This window comes from Leifsonia sp. GW821-FHT13C09 (genome assembly GCF_058806435.1).
In genome coordinates this window covers 1,218,972-1,237,909 of sequence record NZ_JBXAPS010000001.1, presented here as the reverse complement: position 1 = coordinate 1,237,909, position 18,938 = coordinate 1,218,972, and the positions used below count along the sequence as shown (strand labels likewise).

General features: G+C 66.4%; 25 protein-coding genes and 1 tRNA gene. 11 read left to right on the top strand and 15 right to left on the bottom strand.

Going from position 1 to position 18,938, the window contains the following annotated elements:
* The first annotated feature begins 108 nt into the window (after window positions 1-108).
* The 3 genes from AC1ROW_RS06045 (at window position 109) to AC1ROW_RS06035 (ending at window position 4,360) form a co-directional block, all read left to right on the top strand.
* Window positions 109-2,430, top strand: a complete 2,322-nt coding sequence (locus AC1ROW_RS06045; protein WP_493017935.1) for a glycosyltransferase family 2 protein — start codon at window positions 109-111, stop codon at window positions 2,428-2,430.
* Entirely contained in the window at window positions 2,430-4,049 is a 1,620-nt protein-coding gene (locus AC1ROW_RS06040; protein WP_493017934.1) for a chitinase, read from the top strand. Before AC1ROW_RS06045 ends, AC1ROW_RS06040 begins: the two co-directional genes overlap by 1 nt.
* Window positions 4,050-4,283: 234 nt before the next feature.
* Window positions 4,284-4,360 (top strand) — tRNA-Pro (locus tag AC1ROW_RS06035).
* 75 nt (window positions 4,361-4,435) lie between these two features.
* On the opposite strand, the gene AC1ROW_RS06030 is transcribed toward AC1ROW_RS06035, so the two are convergent.
* Entirely contained in the window at window positions 4,436-4,771 is a 336-nt protein-coding gene (locus tag AC1ROW_RS06030) for a helix-turn-helix domain-containing protein (RefSeq protein WP_493017933.1), read from the bottom strand.
* Between the two features lie 321 nt (window positions 4,772-5,092).
* On the opposite strand from AC1ROW_RS06030, the gene AC1ROW_RS06025 reads away from it, so the two are divergent.
* The 3 genes from AC1ROW_RS06025 to AC1ROW_RS06015 all read left to right on the top strand — a co-directional run bounded on the left by AC1ROW_RS06025 (window position 5,093) and on the right by AC1ROW_RS06015 (window position 7,115).
* Window positions 5,093-5,917, top strand: coding sequence for a hypothetical protein (locus tag AC1ROW_RS06025; RefSeq protein WP_493017932.1), 825 nt, complete (start codon window positions 5,093-5,095; stop codon window positions 5,915-5,917).
* Window positions 5,918-6,142: 225 nt separating this feature from the next.
* Entirely contained in the window at window positions 6,143-6,532 is a 390-nt protein-coding gene (locus tag AC1ROW_RS06020) for a hypothetical protein (protein ID WP_493017931.1), read from the top strand.
* Window positions 6,533-6,539: 7 nt separating this feature from the next.
* Window positions 6,540-7,115: a hypothetical protein gene (locus AC1ROW_RS06015; protein ID WP_493017930.1), complete on the top strand. Its 576-nt coding sequence runs from the start codon at window positions 6,540-6,542 to the stop codon at window positions 7,113-7,115.
* Between the two features lie 60 nt (window positions 7,116-7,175).
* On the opposite strand, the gene AC1ROW_RS06010 is transcribed toward AC1ROW_RS06015, so the two are convergent.
* From AC1ROW_RS06010 to AC1ROW_RS05985, 6 genes are read right to left on the bottom strand one after another with little or no spacing between them, the layout of a single operon-like run.
* Window positions 7,176-7,655 carry a terminase gpP N-terminus-related DNA-binding protein gene (locus AC1ROW_RS06010; protein ID WP_493017929.1) on the bottom strand — a complete coding sequence of 160 codons (480 nt, stop codon included), beginning with the start codon at window positions 7,653-7,655 and terminating at the stop codon, window positions 7,176-7,178.
* Window positions 7,655-10,003 carry a hypothetical protein gene (locus AC1ROW_RS06005; RefSeq protein ID WP_493017928.1) on the bottom strand — a complete coding sequence of 783 codons (2,349 nt, stop codon included), beginning with the start codon at window positions 10,001-10,003 and terminating at the stop codon, window positions 7,655-7,657. Before AC1ROW_RS06005 ends, AC1ROW_RS06010 begins: the two co-directional genes overlap by 1 nt.
* 11 nt (window positions 10,004-10,014) lie before the next feature.
* Complete coding sequence (locus tag AC1ROW_RS06000) at window positions 10,015-10,362, bottom strand: hypothetical protein (protein ID WP_493017927.1); 348 nt, start codon at window positions 10,360-10,362, stop codon at window positions 10,015-10,017.
* A 1-nt stretch (window position 10,363) separates the two neighbouring features.
* The gene (locus tag AC1ROW_RS05995) at window positions 10,364-10,975 is read right to left on the bottom strand and encodes a hypothetical protein (RefSeq protein ID WP_493017926.1); all 612 of its coding nucleotides are present in this window, start codon (window positions 10,973-10,975) and stop codon (window positions 10,364-10,366) included.
* Between the two features lies 1 nt (window position 10,976).
* A complete protein-coding gene (locus AC1ROW_RS05990) occupies window positions 10,977-11,249 on the bottom strand; it encodes a hypothetical protein (RefSeq protein ID WP_493017925.1) in 273 nt (90 codons plus the stop codon).
* Entirely contained in the window at window positions 11,246-11,602 is a 357-nt protein-coding gene (locus AC1ROW_RS05985) for a helix-turn-helix domain-containing protein (RefSeq protein ID WP_493017924.1), read from the bottom strand. The genes AC1ROW_RS05990 and AC1ROW_RS05985 overlap by 4 nt, the downstream gene beginning before the upstream one ends.
* A gap of 71 nt (window positions 11,603-11,673) precedes the next feature.
* On the opposite strand from AC1ROW_RS05985, the gene AC1ROW_RS05980 reads away from it, so the two are divergent.
* Complete coding sequence (locus tag AC1ROW_RS05980; RefSeq protein ID WP_493017923.1) at window positions 11,674-12,267, top strand: hypothetical protein; 594 nt, start codon at window positions 11,674-11,676, stop codon at window positions 12,265-12,267.
* A gap of 190 nt (window positions 12,268-12,457) precedes the next feature.
* Here AC1ROW_RS05980 and AC1ROW_RS05975 read toward each other — a convergent pair whose 3' ends face one another.
* The 6 genes from AC1ROW_RS05975 to AC1ROW_RS05950 form a co-directional block, all read right to left on the bottom strand.
* Window positions 12,458-12,757 carry a hypothetical protein gene (locus tag AC1ROW_RS05975; RefSeq protein WP_493017922.1) on the bottom strand — a complete coding sequence of 100 codons (300 nt, stop codon included), beginning with the start codon at window positions 12,755-12,757 and terminating at the stop codon, window positions 12,458-12,460.
* The gene (locus AC1ROW_RS05970) at window positions 12,754-13,047 is read right to left on the bottom strand and encodes a hypothetical protein (protein WP_493017921.1); all 294 of its coding nucleotides are present in this window, start codon (window positions 13,045-13,047) and stop codon (window positions 12,754-12,756) included. The genes AC1ROW_RS05975 and AC1ROW_RS05970 overlap by 4 nt, the downstream gene beginning before the upstream one ends.
* Window positions 13,044-13,469 (bottom strand): hypothetical protein, encoded by a 426-nt coding sequence (locus AC1ROW_RS05965; protein ID WP_493017920.1) that lies wholly within the window; start codon window positions 13,467-13,469, stop codon window positions 13,044-13,046. Before AC1ROW_RS05965 ends, AC1ROW_RS05970 begins: the two co-directional genes overlap by 4 nt.
* A 187-nt stretch (window positions 13,470-13,656) precedes the next feature.
* Entirely contained in the window at window positions 13,657-14,052 is a 396-nt protein-coding gene (locus tag AC1ROW_RS05960) for a hypothetical protein (protein WP_493017919.1), read from the bottom strand.
* A gap of 2 nt (window positions 14,053-14,054) precedes the next feature.
* The gene (locus tag AC1ROW_RS05955) at window positions 14,055-14,276 is read right to left on the bottom strand and encodes a helix-turn-helix domain-containing protein (protein WP_493017918.1); all 222 of its coding nucleotides are present in this window, start codon (window positions 14,274-14,276) and stop codon (window positions 14,055-14,057) included.
* Window positions 14,273-14,503, bottom strand: coding sequence for a helix-turn-helix domain-containing protein (locus AC1ROW_RS05950; protein WP_493017917.1), 231 nt, complete (start codon window positions 14,501-14,503; stop codon window positions 14,273-14,275). Before AC1ROW_RS05950 ends, AC1ROW_RS05955 begins: the two co-directional genes overlap by 4 nt.
* A 145-nt stretch (window positions 14,504-14,648) precedes the next feature.
* Here AC1ROW_RS05950 and AC1ROW_RS05945 point away from each other — a divergent pair, with 145 nt between their 5' ends.
* The 4 genes from AC1ROW_RS05945 to AC1ROW_RS05930 all read left to right on the top strand — a co-directional run bounded on the left by AC1ROW_RS05945 (window position 14,649) and on the right by AC1ROW_RS05930 (window position 17,385).
* Entirely contained in the window at window positions 14,649-15,269 is a 621-nt protein-coding gene (locus AC1ROW_RS05945; RefSeq protein WP_493017916.1) for a hypothetical protein, read from the top strand.
* A 74-nt stretch (window positions 15,270-15,343) separates the two neighbouring features.
* Window positions 15,344-15,595, top strand: coding sequence for a helix-turn-helix domain-containing protein (locus AC1ROW_RS05940; RefSeq protein WP_493017915.1), 252 nt, complete (start codon window positions 15,344-15,346; stop codon window positions 15,593-15,595).
* The gene (locus tag AC1ROW_RS05935) at window positions 15,592-15,819 is read left to right on the top strand and encodes a hypothetical protein (RefSeq protein ID WP_493017914.1); all 228 of its coding nucleotides are present in this window, start codon (window positions 15,592-15,594) and stop codon (window positions 15,817-15,819) included. Before AC1ROW_RS05940 ends, AC1ROW_RS05935 begins: the two co-directional genes overlap by 4 nt.
* Window positions 15,820-16,155: 336 nt before the next feature.
* Window positions 16,156-17,385 (top strand): site-specific integrase, encoded by a 1,230-nt coding sequence (locus AC1ROW_RS05930; RefSeq protein WP_493017913.1) that lies wholly within the window; start codon window positions 16,156-16,158, stop codon window positions 17,383-17,385.
* 481 nt (window positions 17,386-17,866) lie between these two features.
* On the opposite strand, the gene AC1ROW_RS05925 is transcribed toward AC1ROW_RS05930, so the two are convergent.
* Together AC1ROW_RS05925 and AC1ROW_RS05920 are read right to left on the bottom strand one after the other, a co-directional pair.
* Entirely contained in the window at window positions 17,867-18,601 is a 735-nt protein-coding gene (locus AC1ROW_RS05925) for a hemerythrin domain-containing protein (RefSeq protein WP_493017912.1), read from the bottom strand.
* 110 nt (window positions 18,602-18,711) lie between these two features.
* A complete protein-coding gene (locus tag AC1ROW_RS05920) occupies window positions 18,712-18,855 on the bottom strand; it encodes a hypothetical protein (RefSeq protein WP_493017911.1) in 144 nt (47 codons plus the stop codon).
* Window positions 18,856-18,938 lie beyond the last annotated feature (83 nt).

Sequence of the window (18,938 nt, the reverse complement as noted above, 5' to 3'; positions counted from 1 at the left end):
GGGTATTTGTACCCCGGTCTGTCCTCACTACTGTGGACCTCTGAGAGAGCTACCCGACTGCGCTACCCGAAGGCGCAGGCTCTCGTCATCGAGGACGCATACCCGAAAATGAGTTCTACAAGTTCATACACGCCTGCCCGGAAACGACAGTGGGGCGCCGAGCGCCGCACCGAACCGCTGCCCACGGTCCACCCGAAGCCTTCGGACCGGAAGATCACTTGGAGCCGCGTCGCCATCGTCGCGACCATCGTCTTCTGGGCGATCTACGTCGTCACCACGATCATCCGCCAGTTCCTCGTGCTCGGCACGCAGGACTTCCGCTTCACGATGGAGGCGATCGGCTACACCGTCGTCGTCACCTTCCTCACCTTCTCCGCCCTGATGTACCTGGTCGCCCGGCAGGGCGCGCTGCAGCGCTTCCAGAAGCACGTGCGCGTTCCCCGCGCCGAGCTCGACCGGCACTTCGCCGAGCACCAGCCGTCCATCACGGTGCTCGTGCCCTCCTACGCGGAGGAGCCCGAGGTGGTGCGGATGACGCTGCTCTCGGCCGCGCTGCAGGAGTTCCCCTCCATGCGCGTCGTGCTGCTGGTCGACGACAACCCGAACCCGACCGACCCGGCCGTCGCCGAGCGGCTGAACGCCACCCGCGCCCTCGCCGACAGCATCACCGGGCAGCTGGCGGAGCCGCGCTTCCGTTTCTCGGACGCGCTGATGCGCTTCGAGCTGGGCGACGAGCGCGCCTTCGCCGACGACGCGGACGCGCTCGAACTGGCGGACCACTACCGCTGGGCCGCCGAGTGGCTGTACGCGCAGGCCGACGCGCACGGCATCGACGACCACGTGGACGTCTTCTTCGCCGACCAGGTGCTCCGCGCCCTCGGCGACGAGCTGGCGCGCACGGCGGAGGCCGTGACGGCCGCCGTCGGCGAAGGCGCCGCGCTCACCTCCGAGCGCGTCGCCCAGCTCTACCGCCGCCTGGCCTGGACGTTCGACGCCGAGCTGATGATCTTCGAGCGCAAGAAGTGGGCGTCCCTCTCGCACGAAGCGAACAAGGCGATGAACCTCAACGCCTACATCGGCCTGATGGGCGGCACCTATCGCGTGGAGGAGACACCGGACGGTCCCATCCTGAACGCGGTGCCCGCAGGCTCGCGCCGGCCCGGCGACATCGAGATCCCGGACAGCGACTTCCTGCTGACCCTGGACGCCGACTCCATCCTGTTGCGCGAGTACTGCCTGCGGCTGACCTATTTCCTGCAGCAGCCGGACAACGCCCGCGTCGCGGTGACGCAGACCCCGTACTCGTCGTTCCGCGGCGCCGGCACCCGCATCGAGCGCCTCGCCGGCGCGACGACCGACATCCAGCACATCCTCCACCAGGGCAAGAGCTTCTACGGCGCGACCTTCTGGGTGGGCGCGAACGCGGTGATCCGCAAGCGCGCGCTGGAGGACATCGTCGAGACCGAGTGGGTCGGCGGCTTCGAGGTGCGGCGGTACATCCAGGACCGCACGGTCATCGAGGACACCGAGTCGAGCATCGACCTCGGCACCCACGGCTGGACGCTCGTGAACTACCCGGAGCGGCTCAGCTACTCGGCCACCCCGCCGGACTTCGGCTCGCTGATCGTCCAGCGCCGCCGGTGGGCGAACGGCGGCCTCCTCATCCTGCCGAAGCTGTGGAAGCAGGTCCGCGAGCGCAAGCGCCGCGGCGAGACCGTCTCGCGGATCGAGCTGCTGCTGCGGGTCAACTACATGGCCTCCATCTGCTGGGCGAGCTTCGGCCTGGTGTTCCTGCTGGCGTACCCGTACGACGGGCGGCTGCTCAGCCCGATGGTGCTGCTGGCCGCCCTGCCGTACTTCATCAGCCAGGCCAGCGACCTCCGCTACGCCGGCTACAAGGGCACCGACATCTTCCGGATCTACGGCTTCAACCTGATCCTGCTTCCGGTGAACCTGGCCGGCGTGCTCAAGTCGATCCAGCAGTCGCTGACCGGCAAGAAGATCCCGTTCGCCCGCACACCGAAGGTGAAGAACCGCACCGCCTCGCCGCTGCTGTACGTGCTCGCGCCGCTCGCGATCATCGCGTTCTCGCTGTTCACGCTGTGGCGGGACTGGAACGCGCACAACTGGGGCAACGCCGCGTTCGCCGCCTTCAACGCGACCCTCGCGATCTGGTCGCTGGTCGCCTACATCGGCATCTGGAACACGATCGTGGACATCTGGCTCGGCCTGACCAAGCCGCTGTACGTCGAGAAGAAGCGCACGCGCTCTGCTCCGGCCTCCGCTCCCGCGACCGAGTCGATCGACTGGCGCTCCGTGCTGTACCACGGCCACGCTGGTGGCGACGTGCCGCACTTCGAGCGCACCGCGGTGCGGGATGACGCTCCGCTCGACGCTCCGGCGGTCGACGGCGAGCGGCAGGCCGCCTGATGGCGCGGAAGGACAGGAAGGCCGTCGCGGAGGTCTCGCAGACCGACCGGCTCCAGGCCCCCGAGTCGGACGCCGGCCGCCGCCTCTCGCCGCTGCGCGTGATCGGCGCCGCCCTCGTCGCGGTGGTCGTCGTCTCGGCCGGCGTCGTCGGCTTCCAGTGGTGGAGCGCGCGGGCGTCGGTGGACGTGAAGCCGTGGTTCGCGTCGTTCGTGGACGTGACCGCGACCCCGAGGTTCGGGTTCGAGAACCTCGGGTCGACCTCCACCAAGGACGCCGTGCTGTCGTTCGTCGTCTCCGACCCGACCGACCCGTGCACGCCCTCCTGGGGCGGCGCGTACACGATGAGCGAAGCGCGCGGTTCGCTCGATCTGGACCGCCGGATCGCGCGCCTGCAGCAGCAGGGCGGCACCGTCGCGGTGTCGTTTGGCGGCCAGCGGAACGAGGAGCTCGCCGTCGGCTGCACCGACCCCTCGGCGCTGAAGAACGCGTACGCCTCGGTGGTCGACCGCTACAAGGTCGGCACCGTCGACCTGGACCTGGAGGGCGACGGCCTGGTGAACGCGGACGCCGCCGCACGCCGGGCGACCGCCATCCACGACCTCCAGCAGGAGCGCCGTGCCGCCGGCAAGAGCCTCGCCGTCTGGCTGACGCTCCCGGTGTCGCCGACCGGCCTGACCGTCGACGGCACCAACGCGGTGTCGGCGATGCTGAAGGCGAAAGTCGACCTCTCCGGCGTCAACCTGATGACGATGGACTTCGGGAGCGCGAAGGACGCGGGGAAGTCGATGGCCGCGACCTCCGAGGCCGCGCTCACCGCCGCTCAGCGCCAGCTCGGCGTGCTCTATGACCGGGCTGGCACGCACCAGTCCGACCCGAGCCTGTGGGCGAAGATCGGCGCCACCCCGATGATCGGCCAGAACGACGACCAGGGTCAGGTGTTCGGCCTCGCCGACGCCCGGACGCTGAACGCCTGGGCTGTCTCCACCGGTATCGGCCGCATGTCGATGTGGTCCGCGAACCGCGACAAGACCTGCGGGTCCAACTACGTGGACACGGGCGTGGTGTCGGACGCGTGCAGCGGCGTGAATCAGGGCAAGCAGACCTTCGCCGGCCTCCTGTCGAAGGGCTTCGACGGCCGCATCGCGCTGGGGGAGGGCGCCGTCACCACGGCCGAGCCGACCTCCACCGCCGCGACCGACGACCCGGCGCACTCGCCGTACCCGATCTGGAGCGGAAGCAGCTCGTACCTGAAGGGCACCAAGGTCACCTGGCACCACAACGTGTACCAGGCGAAGTGGTGGACGAAGGGCGACGTCCCGGACAACCCTGTGCTGAACGCGTGGGAGACCCCGTGGGACCTGGTCGGTCCGGTGCTGCCGGGCGAGGGGCCGATCCCGCAGCCGACCCTCCCGCCGGGCACCTACCCGAATTGGAGCGGTGAGACCGCCTACGACAAGGGCGCCCGCATCCTGTTCGACGGCGTGCCGTTCGAGGCGAAGTGGTGGACGAAGGGCGACAGCCCGGAGGCCGCCAGCGCGAACCCCGACTCGTCCCCTTGGGCCCCGCTCACCCAGGACGAGATCGACACGATCCTGGGCGGTGGCGCCACCCAGAAGTGACTCGACGGCGGGATGCTGCCTCCTGGCGCATCCCGCCGCCGACCCACCTGGACGCACCGCTGCGGGGCGGGAGGTCCGGGCGTCGCGTCGCGCCTCCTCGTCGGGAGGCAGGCCGCGCGGCGCTGTGCCGGCGGGGCTTCGTGGCTGTCGGGTTGGTCACGACCGGCCCCGCCGGCACGCTAAGATAGTCGAGTTGTCCTGCTTGGCGCTCTCACGGCCTGGGCGGGACAGCAACGGGCTGTGGCGCAGTTTGGTAGCGCACTTGACTGGGGGTCAAGGGGTCGCAGGTTCAAATCCTGTCAGCCCGACCAGTAAAACAAAGGGGACTCGGCCTGTTGCCGGGTCCCCTTCGTCGTCCGATCGGTCGATGTGTGAGCGATGTGTGTTCACAGGCCCTCAGGTGCGCGCAGCAGAAGCGATTCCGGACTCACACCCAGCGAGCGCGCGTGGGCCTCCATCTGCTGAAGGGTCACATTGTCGTTCGCGTGCCGGGTTCGCGTTCGAGCGGCGCCCGACGCTGACCTCGGCGTAGGCGGTTCCGTCGGCAGCGACTCCAACCACTTCTCGAGGTCCGAGGCGATGATGATCGGACGCGACGACGGGTACCGCCTCGGGAGGTCCCCGCGGTCGATGGCACGCCTGAGGACCGATTCGCCGATTGCCGCCATTTCAGCCGCTTGCGGGATCGTATAGCCGAGCTTCTTCCTGGTCTGCTCATTCATGGTCTGAGGCAAGCATCGGTATCGGCCAGTTGCAACGTTCGCTCGTTGAGATGACGACGGCGCGCGCTGCTGTGCTGCCATGCGGGACTATTTCATGGCCGCACGGCCTCATCCGAGCTCAACTGGAGATCCGAATGTTGCGAGATGAAGATCAGACTGCGAAGCCAACCCGAGAGGAGTGTATGCGCGCCGCCGGGCGTGTGCTTCTGCAGATCGCGATCCGGCTCGAACTCGAGCGGCGAGCGGCCGAGGCGTCGGCCAAGCTCGGATGAAGTCAGCGTCGAGGTCCGAGTGACGGAGGCTTGTCAGTAAGATTCGGCCATGCTCATTGAGATGGCGAAGTCCACGCCACCCGACTTCTCGGCGCTTGCGGCCTGGAGCACGCTCGGCTCGGCTGTGGTTACGGCCGTCACCGCGGTGCTCATCTACCTGCAGATCCGGCAGACACGCCGCAGCGTGAGGGCGACCGAATTGGCAGTCAGTGCGGCCCAAGATCAGGCGGCCGCAGCGCAGCGGTCGATCGATGAAGCTCAGAAGGCGTTGATCTCCTCGCAGATTCCGAAGCTGACTGTCCGGGTTACAGAGCAACCGTTCGAGGTTTGGCTTTACGAAGCGCCGGCGAGCGGGCCAGACATGTCGATGACACGCATCGACCCCGGTTCGGTCACGTGGACGACACCGGGCGACAATTCGAAGCGTCTCGCCTTGCGATACAAGGTCGAAGTCGCAAACGATGGCCCTGGGCGCGCGGACATCGAGGTGTCTTACGACGTCGGGAGCTCGCGCCGTCGCGAAGCCCTTGTCCTGCTAGTAGGCAAGGCGCGATCTTTCGACGTGTTGCGTGTTGAGACTCTCGAAGAGTGGATCAGGCTATACCGACGCTATGACCCGCAACGCACTTCTGACGAGGGAGAATCGGAGCGGGAGATCTTCCGCCTCTTCTACTCCTACAACGCCGATTTCGGTTCGAATGAGGGTCACCCCGTTGTATCTGGGGGGAGCATTCTCGAGCCCGTCCATGGTAACGATTCAGGGTGGACCACGCGTGAGCTGCGTGAGACCGACTATGCCTATCCACTCGCCTCCGCACAGCCATTCGAGCGGCTCTACTATCGCTCGAAGCTCGCAAACGAACGACTCGAGTAAGGGGGTCAGTCGACCGTAGCGTGCCCACTCTGGGGTGTACCGGTGCGTCTGCGCAATCGATACGATCGAGCAGTGTTGAGGAAACCTCTATTTGCCGTCGTTGTAGTGCTTGCCGTGGTCGCTCTAGCCGGGTGCTCGACCCACAATGGTGGTTCCGTCCAGGCTGCTGACAACTCGTCGAAGACGCCCACCGCGACGCCGACGCCCACGCCCACCGTGCACATCATGAGCGCAGACGAGGCCGGAAAGTTCTACCTGGCGGCGGTGTGCCCGACCAACAAGGCCAAGGCGGCGTTCAACGCGGCTCTGACCTCACAGAACCTCACCTCCATCCAGCAGTCTGCTGCGGCCACGCGCGACTCCGAGCGCGCCGAGGTGACCCAATTCACGAACACGGACATTCTCTGGCCGCCTGTCGTCTCCTCGGCTGACTTGAAGCTGCTCAGTGACTCCGACTTCGCATCCATCTCGATCCTGAACGAGATCGCGGCGGCCGGCACCCTGGACTCCGCGAACTCCCTCTCCAACAGCTTCGTCGACAACGGGGCCGGCGCAGCATCGCAGCGCATTCGACTCGTGCTCAACCTGCCAGCGGATACATCCGCGGGGTGCTGATCACACCATGTGGCTGACGGTCCTGTGGTGGGGCGCTTTGCTGCTGCAACTTGCTGGCGTCGGCTTCGCGCTCTGGGGCGTCGCGGACAACCAGAGGGCCTACCTCGCGCCCGGCGAAAAGTGGATGCTCCAGTGGGCGGTCACACTAGGTCGGTTCATCAAGCAGACGGGACTCCGGGCGTGGCGTTCGTTTGCGCCGCAGAAGCCAGATGTCGAGGTGAGCGCTGTTCCGCCCCCCACGGACTCGTTGATCGGCTATTCGAGCGGCACAATTCGAGATCCGTGGGTACCGCTCGGCCCGACGTCGCCCGACGACGAGCGTCTGGAGTGGATAGAGAAACGAGTCGCTGAGACACATGCTCGGCTCGTCGAGCTTGAGGCACATGGAGTAGCGCAAGGCGCGGCGACGCGCGAGCTGCAGGATTCGATCAAGGAGCAGGGTGACGAGCTTCGCGCCGAGGTGCAAGACTCCGTCGGACGGCTGGCAACTCGGGGCACCAGGCTCGCGGCATGGGGCCTCTTGATGACTGCTATTGGAATGACTATCGCCGCTGCGATTCAGGGACCTTGGACCTGGCACTAGCTCGCCCTGGATTATCCACAGAGTGGATGCCCTCGACGTAGCCGCCATCAGCCGGTTCGCTCATTCGCTGGTCCCCTGTCCGATCCCGAGCGCCCGGCCGAGCTGGGCGAGCATGCTCGCCGCGTCTTCGGCTCCAGATCCCGAGTTCTCCACAATCCGGGTCAGCTTGTCGAACGTGATCCCCGCCGCGGTGATGATGTTGCGGCGCACCTCGACCGGCGCCTGGTCCAATAGGCGCTCTTCGTAGGTGTTGTCCGTGCCGCCGAAGTTGTACACCAAGTACGGCTCATCGATCCGGTCCAGCATCGACTCGGCCGCGGCAAGCATCTTCTCCGCCAACCGGATACGGCCGGCCGCGATGTCAATCTTGTGCGCCTCGTTCGCGGCCGCGGTCTGCGACCGGTCGAAGCTCACGCGAGCGTCCTTCGCCCACCTCGAGATCGTCGCCGGGGAGACGCCGAGCTCGCGGGCGATCGCGTTGCAGCCGAAGCCTCGTTCGAATAGATCCCGGGCCTGCTGGCCCTGCGTGAACGCGGCCATCAGCTCGCGACCTCCTGAAGACCGCCGCCCAGGGCGGCCTTCTGTCGTGCGTTTGCCTGGTTGACCACGATCCGAGCTTCACCGTTCGCCATCTCCCGGAGGACGCCGAAGAGGGTGCCGTCCATGTAGATAGGTCGATCCCCGCCGCCCTGGCGTTGTTTGGCCGCGAGTGCGCTTGCCGGGTTGTCGTTATACGCCTTCATGAACCCCGGGTCGTAGCTCGCGGACTTCTGCTTCACGACGAACTCGCCGGGCGTGAGCATTGCCGGGACGGTGTCCGTGCCGCGAGGCTGGAACGGATTCCCGCCGCCCGCGAGGTACGCCGCGTCGATCGCGCCGCCGGCAGCTCGATACTGGGACACCTCGCCACCAGTCGAGAACATCTTGGTCGCGCCACCGGCGGTCCCGCCGTTCTGGGTGGTTACGACGATGTGGGCCGTGTACGTGCCGACGAAGCGGTCGAGTTGCGATTGGAAGGCGAGTACCTGAGCCTGAGCAGTGTCGAGCCCAGAGGCGTGGACCTGGGTCGTGACGTTCTTCGGGATGAGCCCGTACTGATCGGCGAGCGCGTTCGCCTGTGCCTCGGTGTCGCCCATCTTCTCCGCCGTCTGGATGAACGATTCGCGGGCCGCCTGCATGTTCGCGGTGAGGTCTCCCGTGGCCGTTCCCGCTTTCGCCTGGGCCGAGATCAGCGCGACTGCGGACTGCGCCATGTTGTCGAGCGCGGTGGTGTTGTCGCGACCCTTCTGCGTGTTCTGGTCGAGGGTCGCGCCGTTCTTCTGCAGGGCGGCCGAGGCATCCGCGATCGACTGGTTCCAGGAGACGCTGGCCTGAGTGGCTGACAGGTTGACGTTGCCGAGGCCGGCGAGCGCCTGCGCGAACTGGTCGGTCGCTGTCTTCGCGGCGTTCTGCGCATCCGCGAGCTTCTTCGTGGTCGCGTCAGCCACCGCCAACGCCTGGTTGGCGGAGTCCTGCGCGCCCTTCTGGTTGTTCGTGGCGCCCGTCAACTGGTCGATCTGAGGCTGCAGCGGTGCGATGGCGTCCTCGAGGCCCTGGATCGGGTTGAGGACGTCGCCAACGATCTTGCCGACCCACTCAAGACCGGAGCCGAGGACCGGGACGGACTTCGCGAGCCCCTCCACCCATTGCACCAATTTGCTGAGTTTGTCCGCTGCGTTGACGATGTCCATGATGTCGGTGCCGAGTGGAGCGAGCTCCTTCCCGAGTTCGACGGCGTCCTTGGTCAACGTCTCGAGCGTGACAGCGACTCGGGGAAGGTTCGCCTCCGCGTACGAGACGAAGTCATTGAGGCCGCCGGCAGCCGCCCAGGAGGCGAACTCGGCTGTCCACTGCTGCAGAATGCCTGCGCCCTCACGGAAGAGCGGTTCGAGCGATTCGACGCTACTCAGAGTGCCGCTGAGGAGGTTGTCTCCAGACTGGCCGAGCATGCCGGCGAACTCGCCCACGAACGCGTTGAGCTGCGGCATGGCCGAGTTGGCGGTCGAGACGGCGTTATCGAAGCCGTCGAGGATGCCCTTCGCCGCGGTCGACTCGAGGGTTTCCAGGTCGCCCTTGAGCTCGGCTACACCGGCGCGGTACTGCTCGCCGGTGGCCGTGCCAGTTGCCATCTCCTTCTTGATACCTTCGAAAGCCAGAACACCGGCCGCACCTTCCGCGACGAACGCGCCACCGAGGCCGACCACCGCCGCCACCAGCGGCCCGATGAGGGCAGTCGCACCGATGATGGCGTACGTCTGCGCTTGCGTGTTCTGCATCATTGAGCCGGCGGCGTTGCTGGACGCCTTGGCCCCGGTGTCGGTCGCCGCAGCCTCAACCTCCTGCGCGGCGGCGTTCTCCAGTGCTGCGCGCGCGGCAGCCTGCTCGGCGTCCTTGAGCGCGGTCGACGCGACGATCTGCTTGAGCTCCGCGGCTTCCGCGTTGCGCGTCGCCCGTGCGACAGCCTCTTCGGCGGTGGCGAGCTGGAGATCCGTGCGCCCGCGCTTGTCCTGCACGTCCGCGAGCCGCAGCTCCGCGAGGTACTGCGACGACGCGGCGTTCGCTGCGGCACGCTCGGCCGCCGCGAGGCGCGTCTGCGCTGCCGCGAGGTTGCTCGCCGCCTTGTCCGACGAAACGGAGGTGCTGCCGCCGCCGAGCGACGACTCCGCTGCACGGACAGCCTCCAGCTTCGCCATCGCGTCCGCGGTGTCCGCGTGGACCTTGATGTCCGGGTCCACGCGGCCCAGCTCGCGGGCGCGCGCCTCGGCGCGGTCGAGGGTCGCGTTCCAGTCGTCGTCGTTCAGTCGCAGGTACGCGACGATCGAGCCTTCGGTGGTGGGCGTGGCAGGCATTAGGCCTCTCCTCAGCTCTGTGTCGCGTGGCGGGCCTGGATGTTCACCCAGTCCAGGCCGAGGGTGTCGAAGATCTCAACGGGTGCTGACGGTTGGGCGCCGATCCACCGCATCTGCGACTTCGCCAGTTCCACAGCGGCCGCCGGATCATCGAAGCTGAGCTCGCGGCCGTCTGGCGTGCGGACCTTGTCGAGTGCACTGCTGATGACGTCGACCTGCCCCGTGAGGAGTTCGGGCTTCACCAGGTCATAGAACTTCGAGTCCGTGAGCTGCTTGTGCGTGACGACGCGGCCTGAGAGGTCGGCGACTCGGGAGGTGCCGATGCCGTAGTTGTCTACGTTGCTGCGAATGATGCTCATATCACCGCACCTCGCTCAGCCAGTCGGCAGCGACGCCGCCGGACTGGGCGTGCAGCGTCTTGTAGAGCGGGGCGAGAAGCTGCTTCGCGACCTCGGTCGCCGGGATGAACAGGTGCTCCTCACCGTTGAGCGTGAAGGAAGATGCGCCGGGCGCACCTGGCACCGTGACCGACCAAAGCTCGTCGTCGGGGTCAATGTAGTTCGCGTCGTGGGACGCGTACTCGGCGATCGCCCAGACGGCGCGGTTGCGGTCACGGAGAAGCTCAAGGGCCGCGAGGATGTGCGGTCGAGCCTTCTCGAGTTCGGCCTCCACCTCGGCCGTTACGTCCTTCCGCGCCCGGTCGAGGTAGTTCGCGAGGAGGTTTCGGTATCCCTCCGCGCGGAGCTCCTCGGCGCGCTTCGCCGCCTTCTTAGTCGCGGCGTCTCGCATGATGCGGGCCCATCCGGCACGCTTCTGCGCTTCTTCGAGCTGCTCCTGGGTGACGTCGCCGCCGTCGCGGGCGCCAGCCTCCAGGTCAGCGGCGAGGCCCTCAGCCTCCTCGACCTGCCGGTCGGCCTCAGCGATGATCGACTCGGGAGTCTCCAGGGTCGTATCGTGCCGTGCGGACCCCATCTCAGGCACCCACATTCGGCTCGAAGAGCTCGTCCAGCGCACGCTTGCGGTCGAGGGCCTGAGCGGCTTCCTCGACCGTGTAGGTGATCTGCGGGTCTGGCTGGCCGAACATCTGCGGGTGCGCCTTACGAGCCTCCGCCTCGGTGATCTCGGTCCAACCGTGCTTCAGGTAGCGGCGGCCGGTCTCGCTCTTCTCGTGGAGAACGTTCTCAAAGTGCTCGTCGGTGACGGAGTGAACTCCGCCGTCCTCGTTGCGGATGTACTTGGTGGTCATTCGGGTCTCCTTGGGGTCTGTCGGTCTATGTCGTCCGCTTGGATGATCCAGTCCCGCCCAACCCTGCGGGACTGGATCTTTCCGTCCGAGCAAAGCCGGCGAATGTGCCGCTCGGAGCAACCCATCCGTTCGGCCGCTTCTCTCGCGGTCAACTCCAGCTTGGCGGGTGGTGTGATCGGCGCTTCCGCATGCGGACATGTCGTGCCGCGGCGGTCGACCATGACCCGTTGCGCTTCGAACACGGCCTGGATGAACTCAAGCTGCACACTCACCGTGTGTCCGTTATCCCGGTCATAGCGGGCCTTCTCCGTCGCCTTCCGTGCGATGTGGCCCCACACCTCCGGCGGGGCCACGATCGAGCCGTCAGGCCGGACCCTGAACCATGTGCGAGGCACGCGTTGTCACCTCCGCTAGGCTCGCGCTCGTGGACTGCAATTCGACGCCGACGGTCGCATGCGAGCTGTCGCGCATTGCTGCGACGCTCGCCGACAAGACCCCCTCGCCGTTTGAATGGCTCCAGCTTGCGATGACCGTGTTGGCCTTACTCGCCACGGTCGCCGTGGGTTTCGCCGCCGCGTACATCGCATATCGATCCCACGTGACAGCTCGGATCGCCCTCCAGTCGGCTGAAAGGTCGACTGAGTACGAACGGGCGCGCCGTGCACGTGATGACCGCATGGAGTTCTTTACAAGATTCCAGTCGACCGTTTTGGACGTCGCGTTCAGTGATCGCCTTGAGGGCGGCCGTTTGGCACCGGGCCCGTTCTTGAGCGCCGTGTCGGTGTCTGCGTTCGCCCGTGCGATCAATGACGCGGGCGCTGGCCGACTTTCGACAGAGCTGAATGGCTTTGTCACGGCAATAAACGATGGTGCGGCGTCCGGAGCGAACGTGAAGGTAGGGAAGCCGTCGGCGGACCTTATCAAGCGCGGAGCGCTTTGGGCCGCTGAACCGCAGCGGTATCTCGCCATGGAACCACTGGTGGTTACGTTCGGTGAGGCCGACGCGCTCGACACCTGATCTGATTCGGTATCAGAGGGCCAGCCCAGAGCCCTTGCAATCATTGGGCTCCCGGGGCTGTGTGAGTCGCGTGTGAGCGCTACGCGCCGCGCATCGGGGACTCGCACCGCAGGTTGGCCCGCGCGTACGCGCGCGTAAGGGGTCGAATGTTCGCCCGCGCGCGTTTGGCCTGGAACGTTCCGCATCGCCCTCACGAATCGCTCTCCACAGGGTCGGACGGGCCGATGCCGTCGAAGATCTCTTGGACGTTGTTGACGGTGATGCGGGTTTGGAGGCGGGCGCGGGCTTCGTCGACTCCGACTGAGTCGGTGAGGATGTTCGCTGCGACCGCGCCTAGTCCTCCGAGTAGGAGTTCGACTTCGAGGTCCGGGTTGGGGAGGCTGTTCTTCCATGCGAGTGCGCGGTCGACGGCGTCTTGGGGGAAGTTGCCGCCGACGGCTTCGAGGACGATCTCGTAGATGACTCGTGCTCGCTCCCACATGTCGCTCACTGGGGGAGCTCGCTTCCGAGAGTGGCTTCGATTTCGTCTCGGAAGTCGTCGACGGAGACTTCGGCTTTGCACTGGCTGACGACTTCGGCGAAGAGTTCGCGGCCCCCTGGGAGTCTTTCGATGAGGGATGCGGAGATCGACGCGAGGGCCAGAATCAGAAGCTCACGCTCGGCCGGCACAGACGTCCGTGCGTGGACGATGGTGATCAGGTCGCTCGCCGTCGTGACTTGCTCAAGGATCTGGTCGACGAGATCGGTGGCGATCAGGGTGTACCTGGCCGGGGTGCTCATGCGATCACCCACCGTCGCGCAGCGGCGCCCGTGGAGGAGATTCCGTCGCGGTCGTGTTCGCGGATGGGGGGTTCGCCGGTGATGGGGCGGGAGAGCTCGGCGCGCGCGGTGCGGACGCGTTGGGCGGTGCGTGTGCCGCCGCCTGCGCGGTACATGGCGAAGATCTGCTCGTCGCTGACGGGTCCGCGGGCGGCGATGATCGAGAGGACCTTGCGGCGTACCTCGTTCGCGTCGGGCGTGGCGATGGTGGCGGCGTCCCAGCTCGTGTCGGGATCGTTGGAGCGGACGCGCCGCTCGAGGTTCGGGGTGCAGGTGGTGACTGCTTCACGGGCGGCCACATCGCAATCGGTGCAACGGGGCGGGAAGGCTTCGCCGACGTGCTCGGAGCAGCGGGCGCCGGTGTCGGGTTCGTGGATGGTCATTCTCACTCCTAGTTCGGGTAATCCACAGGTGCAGGTGACGTGCCAGGGTTGGTGATCTGTTCGTGGTGGCTAGTTCTTGAAGTGGTTCCTGAGGTGGTTCCTTGGGCCCGACGATCGGTTGGGGCAAATTGCAACGTCTGGTTGTGCCAGGCGGCCCGACGTTTCGTTGGATTGGTGGCGCAACGTTTCATTGGGGCTGCTCAGATCGCAGGCCCGACGACTTGTTGGGGCTGCTTGCTAGCTGGTCGAGCCCGAATCCGGCGAGGATTGTGAACTCGGCTCGTTGGCCTGCGCGACCGCTCCGAACCCTGGTGATGGCGCCCGCCTCAACCAGCGCGGCCGTAGCGCGTCTCACGACCTCGAATGCGGACCGCCGCGCCTTGGCGGCCTCCGGGGTGTCGTCGTGCTCGGGAAGGGCGAAGCCGAGGCCGTAGGCTGAGCGCTCGCGGGAGCCGTAGTAGCGGGGCGGCTGATCGGTGTCGAGCGCGGTGTGCGCCATGAACGCGAGCAGTCGGAACTCGTTTCCCGTGAGGGAGTGAGCCATTCCGAATGCGAACGCTTTTCCGACCAGTTGCGCGCCCACGCTTAGCTGTCCTCGCCCTCGATGTCCGCGACGGTCTCGGTCACCTCTCCGAGGAGGACGAGTAGACGCTTCACGGGAACCACGAGGCGCCGGCCGAGCGAGAGCGTAGGCAAGTCGCCGGATCGTGCTGCGGCATATCCCTGGCTGCGGCTGATGCCGAGCAGCTCGGCGGCCTCGGGAACAGCGATGGTTGCGCGGCCCCGGATGTCCTCGACGGTTGTCATGCGCCTGCCACCTCTCGCAATTGGTCAAGCAGGCGGGCGTAGGCCACTCGTGCGTCGCCGCTGGGCCGGCGGCTGCCGGTTTCCCATCTGGAGACCGTGTTCGTAGCTACGCCAAGCTCCGCGGCGACTTGTGCTTGTGAAGCTCCCGCAGCTACTCGGATCTCGCGTGCGAGGCGCGGCGGTGGCAATTGCTTGGATGCAGTGAGCTTTGTGATCAGGTCGCTCATTTGTGCACCTCCCTCTCGTGTCACTTCATTGGACGACAAGGTGTGGGGCGCTGGGTTGAGTGCGCGGAACCTGGGCTAGCCGGAGTTGGGTGCCCAGTAAATGAGCTAGTTGTGCACTGGTAGATACATTGGTAGAGTCACCGTCATGACGAAGGACGAACCCCTCGAAGCGGAATGGCACCCGATCGGCGCTTTCCCCGTGGGCTCCGACGAATCGCTTCGCTTGCAGCAATGGATCGGAGAGCTCTCATGGATGGGGCTCGGTCCTGACTTCCCCGATGACCCAGGAATCCCACCCGTATTCGTGGCGCTGGGTAAAGCCGACGATGGCCGGCTGATTTGCACGGGCCTCATCATCGGCGAGATCGGAAACTTCAGTTTTGGGACGCGCGAACTGACGGCTCGTGCCCTCCGCCAGATTCGGATTCCGGAGCTCATCACGTTCGTCAAGCGAGCAGAGGCCCACTTCGGTCAGGCTCGCGAGCTTATCGAGTCTCTCCCGGCCGTCGGGCGGAAGCCCCGAGGTAAGGGAGATGAATTCCTCAGGGAGATCGCGCGCGCCTACCGCCGCGCTCTGGACGTTGCGCCGCACAGGCCCACAGCTTGGATGGCCGAGCAGTATGGGACGCCTGGCTATCCCAAGCCCGCCGCGACGGTGCGCCGTTGGCTGAAACAGGCTCGCGATGCGGGGTATCTCGGCGCGGGCATAGCGGGGAAGCCGGGCGAGCTCCCGCTCAGCGAGGACCAGAAACCCACCAGACCCTAGAAGAAAGGGAGCCCCCGGCCCGTTCACAGCGAGCCGAGGGCATCGTCCGAACAACACGAAAGGATCACTCGGACATGAACAGTATGACAATCAACCCCACCGCTCGGGAGAAGATCGGCGCGGCCGTGAGAGCTGAGGTCGGCCGACACGGGCGAACCGCTGCCTCCGTGGCGAGCGTCCTCGGGCTCAGCATGTCTTCGGTCTATCGCCGGTTTACCGGCGAGACGCCGATCAAGCTCAACGAACTCTGCGCCCTCGCGCCTCACCTCCAAATGGACACGGTGGAGCTTCTGCTCGCTGCGAAGCCGACGGAGGTGAACGCATGAGCGCGACGGCGCCCAGTCTCGTGCTCCGGCCGGAAGCGGTCGACGAGCTGAAAAGGCTGGCCGAGTCCGAGAGTGCGGAGCTTCTGGCCGAGACGATCGGAGGGGAACCGTCGAAGCTCGCCGCGGCATTAAGCAGCGAGATCAGCCCCTCGCTCGAGCTGGTCGCGCGCGTCGTCGTGGCGTTCCCGCAGATGTCGTTCGCATCGCTTTGCGCGGTGGCCTGATGGGGGCGATGGCAAGCCGTCCGCTCCTGCTCCGATCAGTCGAGGGATCGGCTAAGCGGAGTCCCGCCGCGACGGTCGCGAGGAACATCCGCTACGAACTCGGCGCGGAGCGCCTAGGAACGTCGTTCTTCGCCCAGGTCGCCGGAATCAGCGTCAGAAGGGCCCGGGACGTCTTCTACGGCCGCCGACCGGCATCCTTGACGGAGTTGGTCGCGCTCGCAGGCGCCCTAGCTGTACCCACCGCCTCGTTCCTCGTGGGCGTGTGAACCGAGAAGTTCGACCCGTGCGCCGTCCAGCGCGGCGCACGGGTCGCAAGATTGCCAGGAGGAACGACCAATGAGTGGAGACATTTACCGTCGCTGCGGATGCCGAGACGCGAGCGGCAAGCAGTATCGACCCCTGCCTGACCGCGCATCTGCGGACGCGAAGGCGCACGCCTGCCCGAAGCTACTGAGCGATCCGAAGCACGGCTCGTGGGGCTACGCGGTCTCGGGCGGCGTCGACCCGGTCACCGGGAAGCGAATCCAGCCGCGCGCGACGGGATTCGCCACGAAGGCGGCCGCGCAGAAGGCGCGCGCCGAGAAGGTGACCGAGGTCGCCGCCGGCCGGTACAAGGGCCACCAGACGGTCACGCTCGGCGAGTACCTGACGTCCTGGCTTGACCGCATCGACGGAAAGCTCAGGCCCTCGACGGTGGTCACCTATCGCAGTTACGTGGCGAACGACATCGTGCCTGCGCTCGGACGCGTGCGCCTCGCCGAGCTGCGACGCGCGCAGGTCGACAAGTTTATCCGCGACCTCGAGAAGGGGGGCCGAGGTGCGACGACCGTACGCCGCATCCATGCCACCCTCTCAAGTGCGTTGAGCGCTGCCGAGACACTCGATCTGGTGGACTTCAACGCGGCGTCGAAAGTATCGCTGCCCGCGGTGAAGAGGACCCGCATCACCATTTGGGAGCCGGCGCTTGCAAATGCCTTCCTGCTGAAAGCGGGGGAGCATCGACTGGGCGCGTTGTTCGAGCTCGAGATCCATACCGGCCTGCGCCGCGGTGAGATCTGCGGCCTTCGTTGGTCGGACGTCGACCTCGATCAGCGCGAGCTCCGGGCGCGCGTGCAGCTCACGCAAATGAAGGGCGGGGCAGTCGAGGGTCCGATCAAGACGGATGCGGGTCAGGACCGCGTGGTGTCCCTCTCGGATGACGCGATCGGCGCCTTGATCGGGTGGAAGCTTCGCCAGGAGATCGAGCGGGACACCTGGGGCGCGGCCTACATCGAATCTGGGCGCGTGTTCACCTACGAGAACGGATTGGACCTGCGCCCGCGGTTCGTCACGGACGCGTTTCATGCAATCGTCGCCGCGGCCGGCCTTGAGCGAATCCGCTTCCACGACCTGCGTCACCTGCATGCGTCGTTGCTCATCGCGGCAGGAGTGCCCCTCGCCGTCATCAGCAAGCGACTGGGCCACAGCACGATCTCAGTTACGTCGGACCTCTACGGCCATCTGCTTCGAGATGCAAACCGTCAGGCGGCAGAGGCCGCGTCGGAGCTCCTGCGCGCGGGGCGGTAAGACGCCGATCAAAGCGGAAGGGCCTTCGAGGTGCCAGTCACCTCGAAGGCCTCTTTTGCGCGTGGTCGCGTATGCCAATTCGTTTGTGTGCACGATTGTGTGAGCGGACTGCTCATCACGGGTTGGACCCGACCGCACGAAGAGGCCGCGCCGGTGGCGGAAATCCGGACCACAGCGCACCGTATGGACTACGCGATATGGCCTCTGTCTGACTGGGGGTCAAGGGGTCGCAGGTTCAAATCCTGTCAGCCCGACGTTCTGAAAAAGCCGGAGGGGCACGAAGGTCGCAAAGCGACCACGTGCCCCTCCGGCTTTTTCAGAACTCGCGCTGCCTAATGGGGTCCCCGCCCGCGAGGGGCCCCAGGCGCCGTGTCTCGCTCTGCGAGGCACGGCGCCTGGGGGAGCGGGTGGGGCGCAGCCTGGCGACGGGCGTGGAGAACGACACGACAACTCCGCGCGGTCGACCAGCCCTCGCCCCCCTCTACAACGTCGCCGGCACCGCCCGCCCGGGGAACAGCCTCGCGTACTGCCGCCGGTACATCCGCCGTCCGACGACGCGGTACATCACACGCACCGGTGCAGGCATCTCCTTGAACAGTTCCTTCCGGTCTTCGGCGGGGTTCGATGCCAGGATGAGACCGAGGTAGCTCAGCAGGAGTTTCCGGTCGATGGTGTCGATTCCGTGCTGGCCGACTTCGGTGAGCTCCGTGTCGGTGAGGACACGGTCGACAGCCGGCATCACCTCGGTGACCTCCCGCCGTAGGTGCGTTTGCAGGACCTCCGAGAGGTCTTCGTACTGTCGGACGAGTTCACTGCTGGTGTCGGCGTCCGCTGTTGCTATCCAGCGGGAGCGGACAGGTTCGATCGCGTCGAGCATCTGCGCGACCTGCTTGTGCTGCCCCAGCATCTGCCCGACATGCAACGCGCACGCCGGCGCCCGCTCGGCCAGTTTCGGGTACATGAGCAGATCCTCGCCCTCGTGATGCACGCGGAGCCCGTTGTCGAAGGCGGAGAGGACTTCACCGACCTCGGCAGCGCGGTCGGTGTCACCGGTTTTCGCTGAACGCACCAGCCCGGGCGCCTCCTGATACGCCCAGAGGAAGAACCGGTGGATGCGGCGCATGTCTGCCGTCCCGGCACACAGAACCGGGCCCGGCGGCAGTGGAGCCGCCGTTTCCCCCGACCTCATCACAAAGAAATCCGTCACGTGGGTCACCCCCTCTTGGACCCCGGCTCTCCCCGGCCGGAGCATAGTCGTTGATCGGTCGTCCGCAACAGGCGAGGGGGCGTATCCTTGCGCTCGCTGATCCTGTGAGGGGTGGTTGGTCATGGCGAACCCGCGGTCTTGTCGATCCGCTCGAGCGGGTCCGTCCTGTCGATCGGGTCGAAGAACTCGGTGCTGTCGATCGGCAGTGTGGGCTCGGCGCTGTCGATCGGGTCGATCGGTTCCTTCGCGTCCGTGCTCTCCATCGGTTCCGCGCTGTCCTTCGTAGGGATCCTGTCGTGGCTGTCCGTCGCTTCTGTGATGACGTCGCGGTGGAACGCTCTCCGAC

Coding starts and splice junctions, on each gene's coding strand:
- AC1ROW_RS06045 (WP_493017935.1), top strand. CDS start 109: ATGAGTTCTACAAGTTCATACACGCCTGCCCGGAAACGACAGTGGGGC.
- AC1ROW_RS06040 (WP_493017934.1), top strand. CDS start 2,430: ATGGCGCGGAAGGACAGGAAGGCCGTCGCGGAGGTCTCGCAGACCGAC.
- AC1ROW_RS06030 (WP_493017933.1), bottom strand. CDS start 4,771: ATGAATGAGCAGACCAGGAAGAAGCTCGGCTATACGATCCCGCAAGCG.
- AC1ROW_RS06025 (WP_493017932.1), top strand. CDS start 5,093: ATGCTCATTGAGATGGCGAAGTCCACGCCACCCGACTTCTCGGCGCTT.
- AC1ROW_RS06020 (WP_493017931.1), top strand. CDS start 6,143: ATGAGCGCAGACGAGGCCGGAAAGTTCTACCTGGCGGCGGTGTGCCCG.
- AC1ROW_RS06015 (WP_493017930.1), top strand. CDS start 6,540: ATGTGGCTGACGGTCCTGTGGTGGGGCGCTTTGCTGCTGCAACTTGCT.
- AC1ROW_RS06010 (WP_493017929.1), bottom strand. CDS start 7,655: ATGGCCGCGTTCACGCAGGGCCAGCAGGCCCGGGATCTATTCGAACGA.
- AC1ROW_RS06005 (WP_493017928.1), bottom strand. CDS start 10,003: ATGCCTGCCACGCCCACCACCGAAGGCTCGATCGTCGCGTACCTGCGA.
- AC1ROW_RS06000 (WP_493017927.1), bottom strand. CDS start 10,362: ATGAGCATCATTCGCAGCAACGTAGACAACTACGGCATCGGCACCTCC.
- AC1ROW_RS05995 (WP_493017926.1), bottom strand. CDS start 10,975: ATGGGGTCCGCACGGCACGATACGACCCTGGAGACTCCCGAGTCGATC.
- AC1ROW_RS05990 (WP_493017925.1), bottom strand. CDS start 11,249: ATGACCACCAAGTACATCCGCAACGAGGACGGCGGAGTTCACTCCGTC.
- AC1ROW_RS05970 (WP_493017921.1), bottom strand. CDS start 13,047: ATGAGCACCCCGGCCAGGTACACCCTGATCGCCACCGATCTCGTCGAC.
- AC1ROW_RS05965 (WP_493017920.1), bottom strand. CDS start 13,469: ATGACCATCCACGAACCCGACACCGGCGCCCGCTGCTCCGAGCACGTC.
- AC1ROW_RS05955 (WP_493017918.1), bottom strand. CDS start 14,276: ATGACAACCGTCGAGGACATCCGGGGCCGCGCAACCATCGCTGTTCCC.
- AC1ROW_RS05950 (WP_493017917.1), bottom strand. CDS start 14,503: ATGAGCGACCTGATCACAAAGCTCACTGCATCCAAGCAATTGCCACCG.
- AC1ROW_RS05945 (WP_493017916.1), top strand. CDS start 14,649: ATGACGAAGGACGAACCCCTCGAAGCGGAATGGCACCCGATCGGCGCT.
- AC1ROW_RS05940 (WP_493017915.1), top strand. CDS start 15,344: ATGAACAGTATGACAATCAACCCCACCGCTCGGGAGAAGATCGGCGCG.
- AC1ROW_RS05935 (WP_493017914.1), top strand. CDS start 15,592: ATGAGCGCGACGGCGCCCAGTCTCGTGCTCCGGCCGGAAGCGGTCGAC.
- AC1ROW_RS05930 (WP_493017913.1), top strand. CDS start 16,156: ATGAGTGGAGACATTTACCGTCGCTGCGGATGCCGAGACGCGAGCGGC.
- AC1ROW_RS05920 (WP_493017911.1), bottom strand. CDS start 18,855: ATGGAGAGCACGGACGCGAAGGAACCGATCGACCCGATCGACAGCGCC.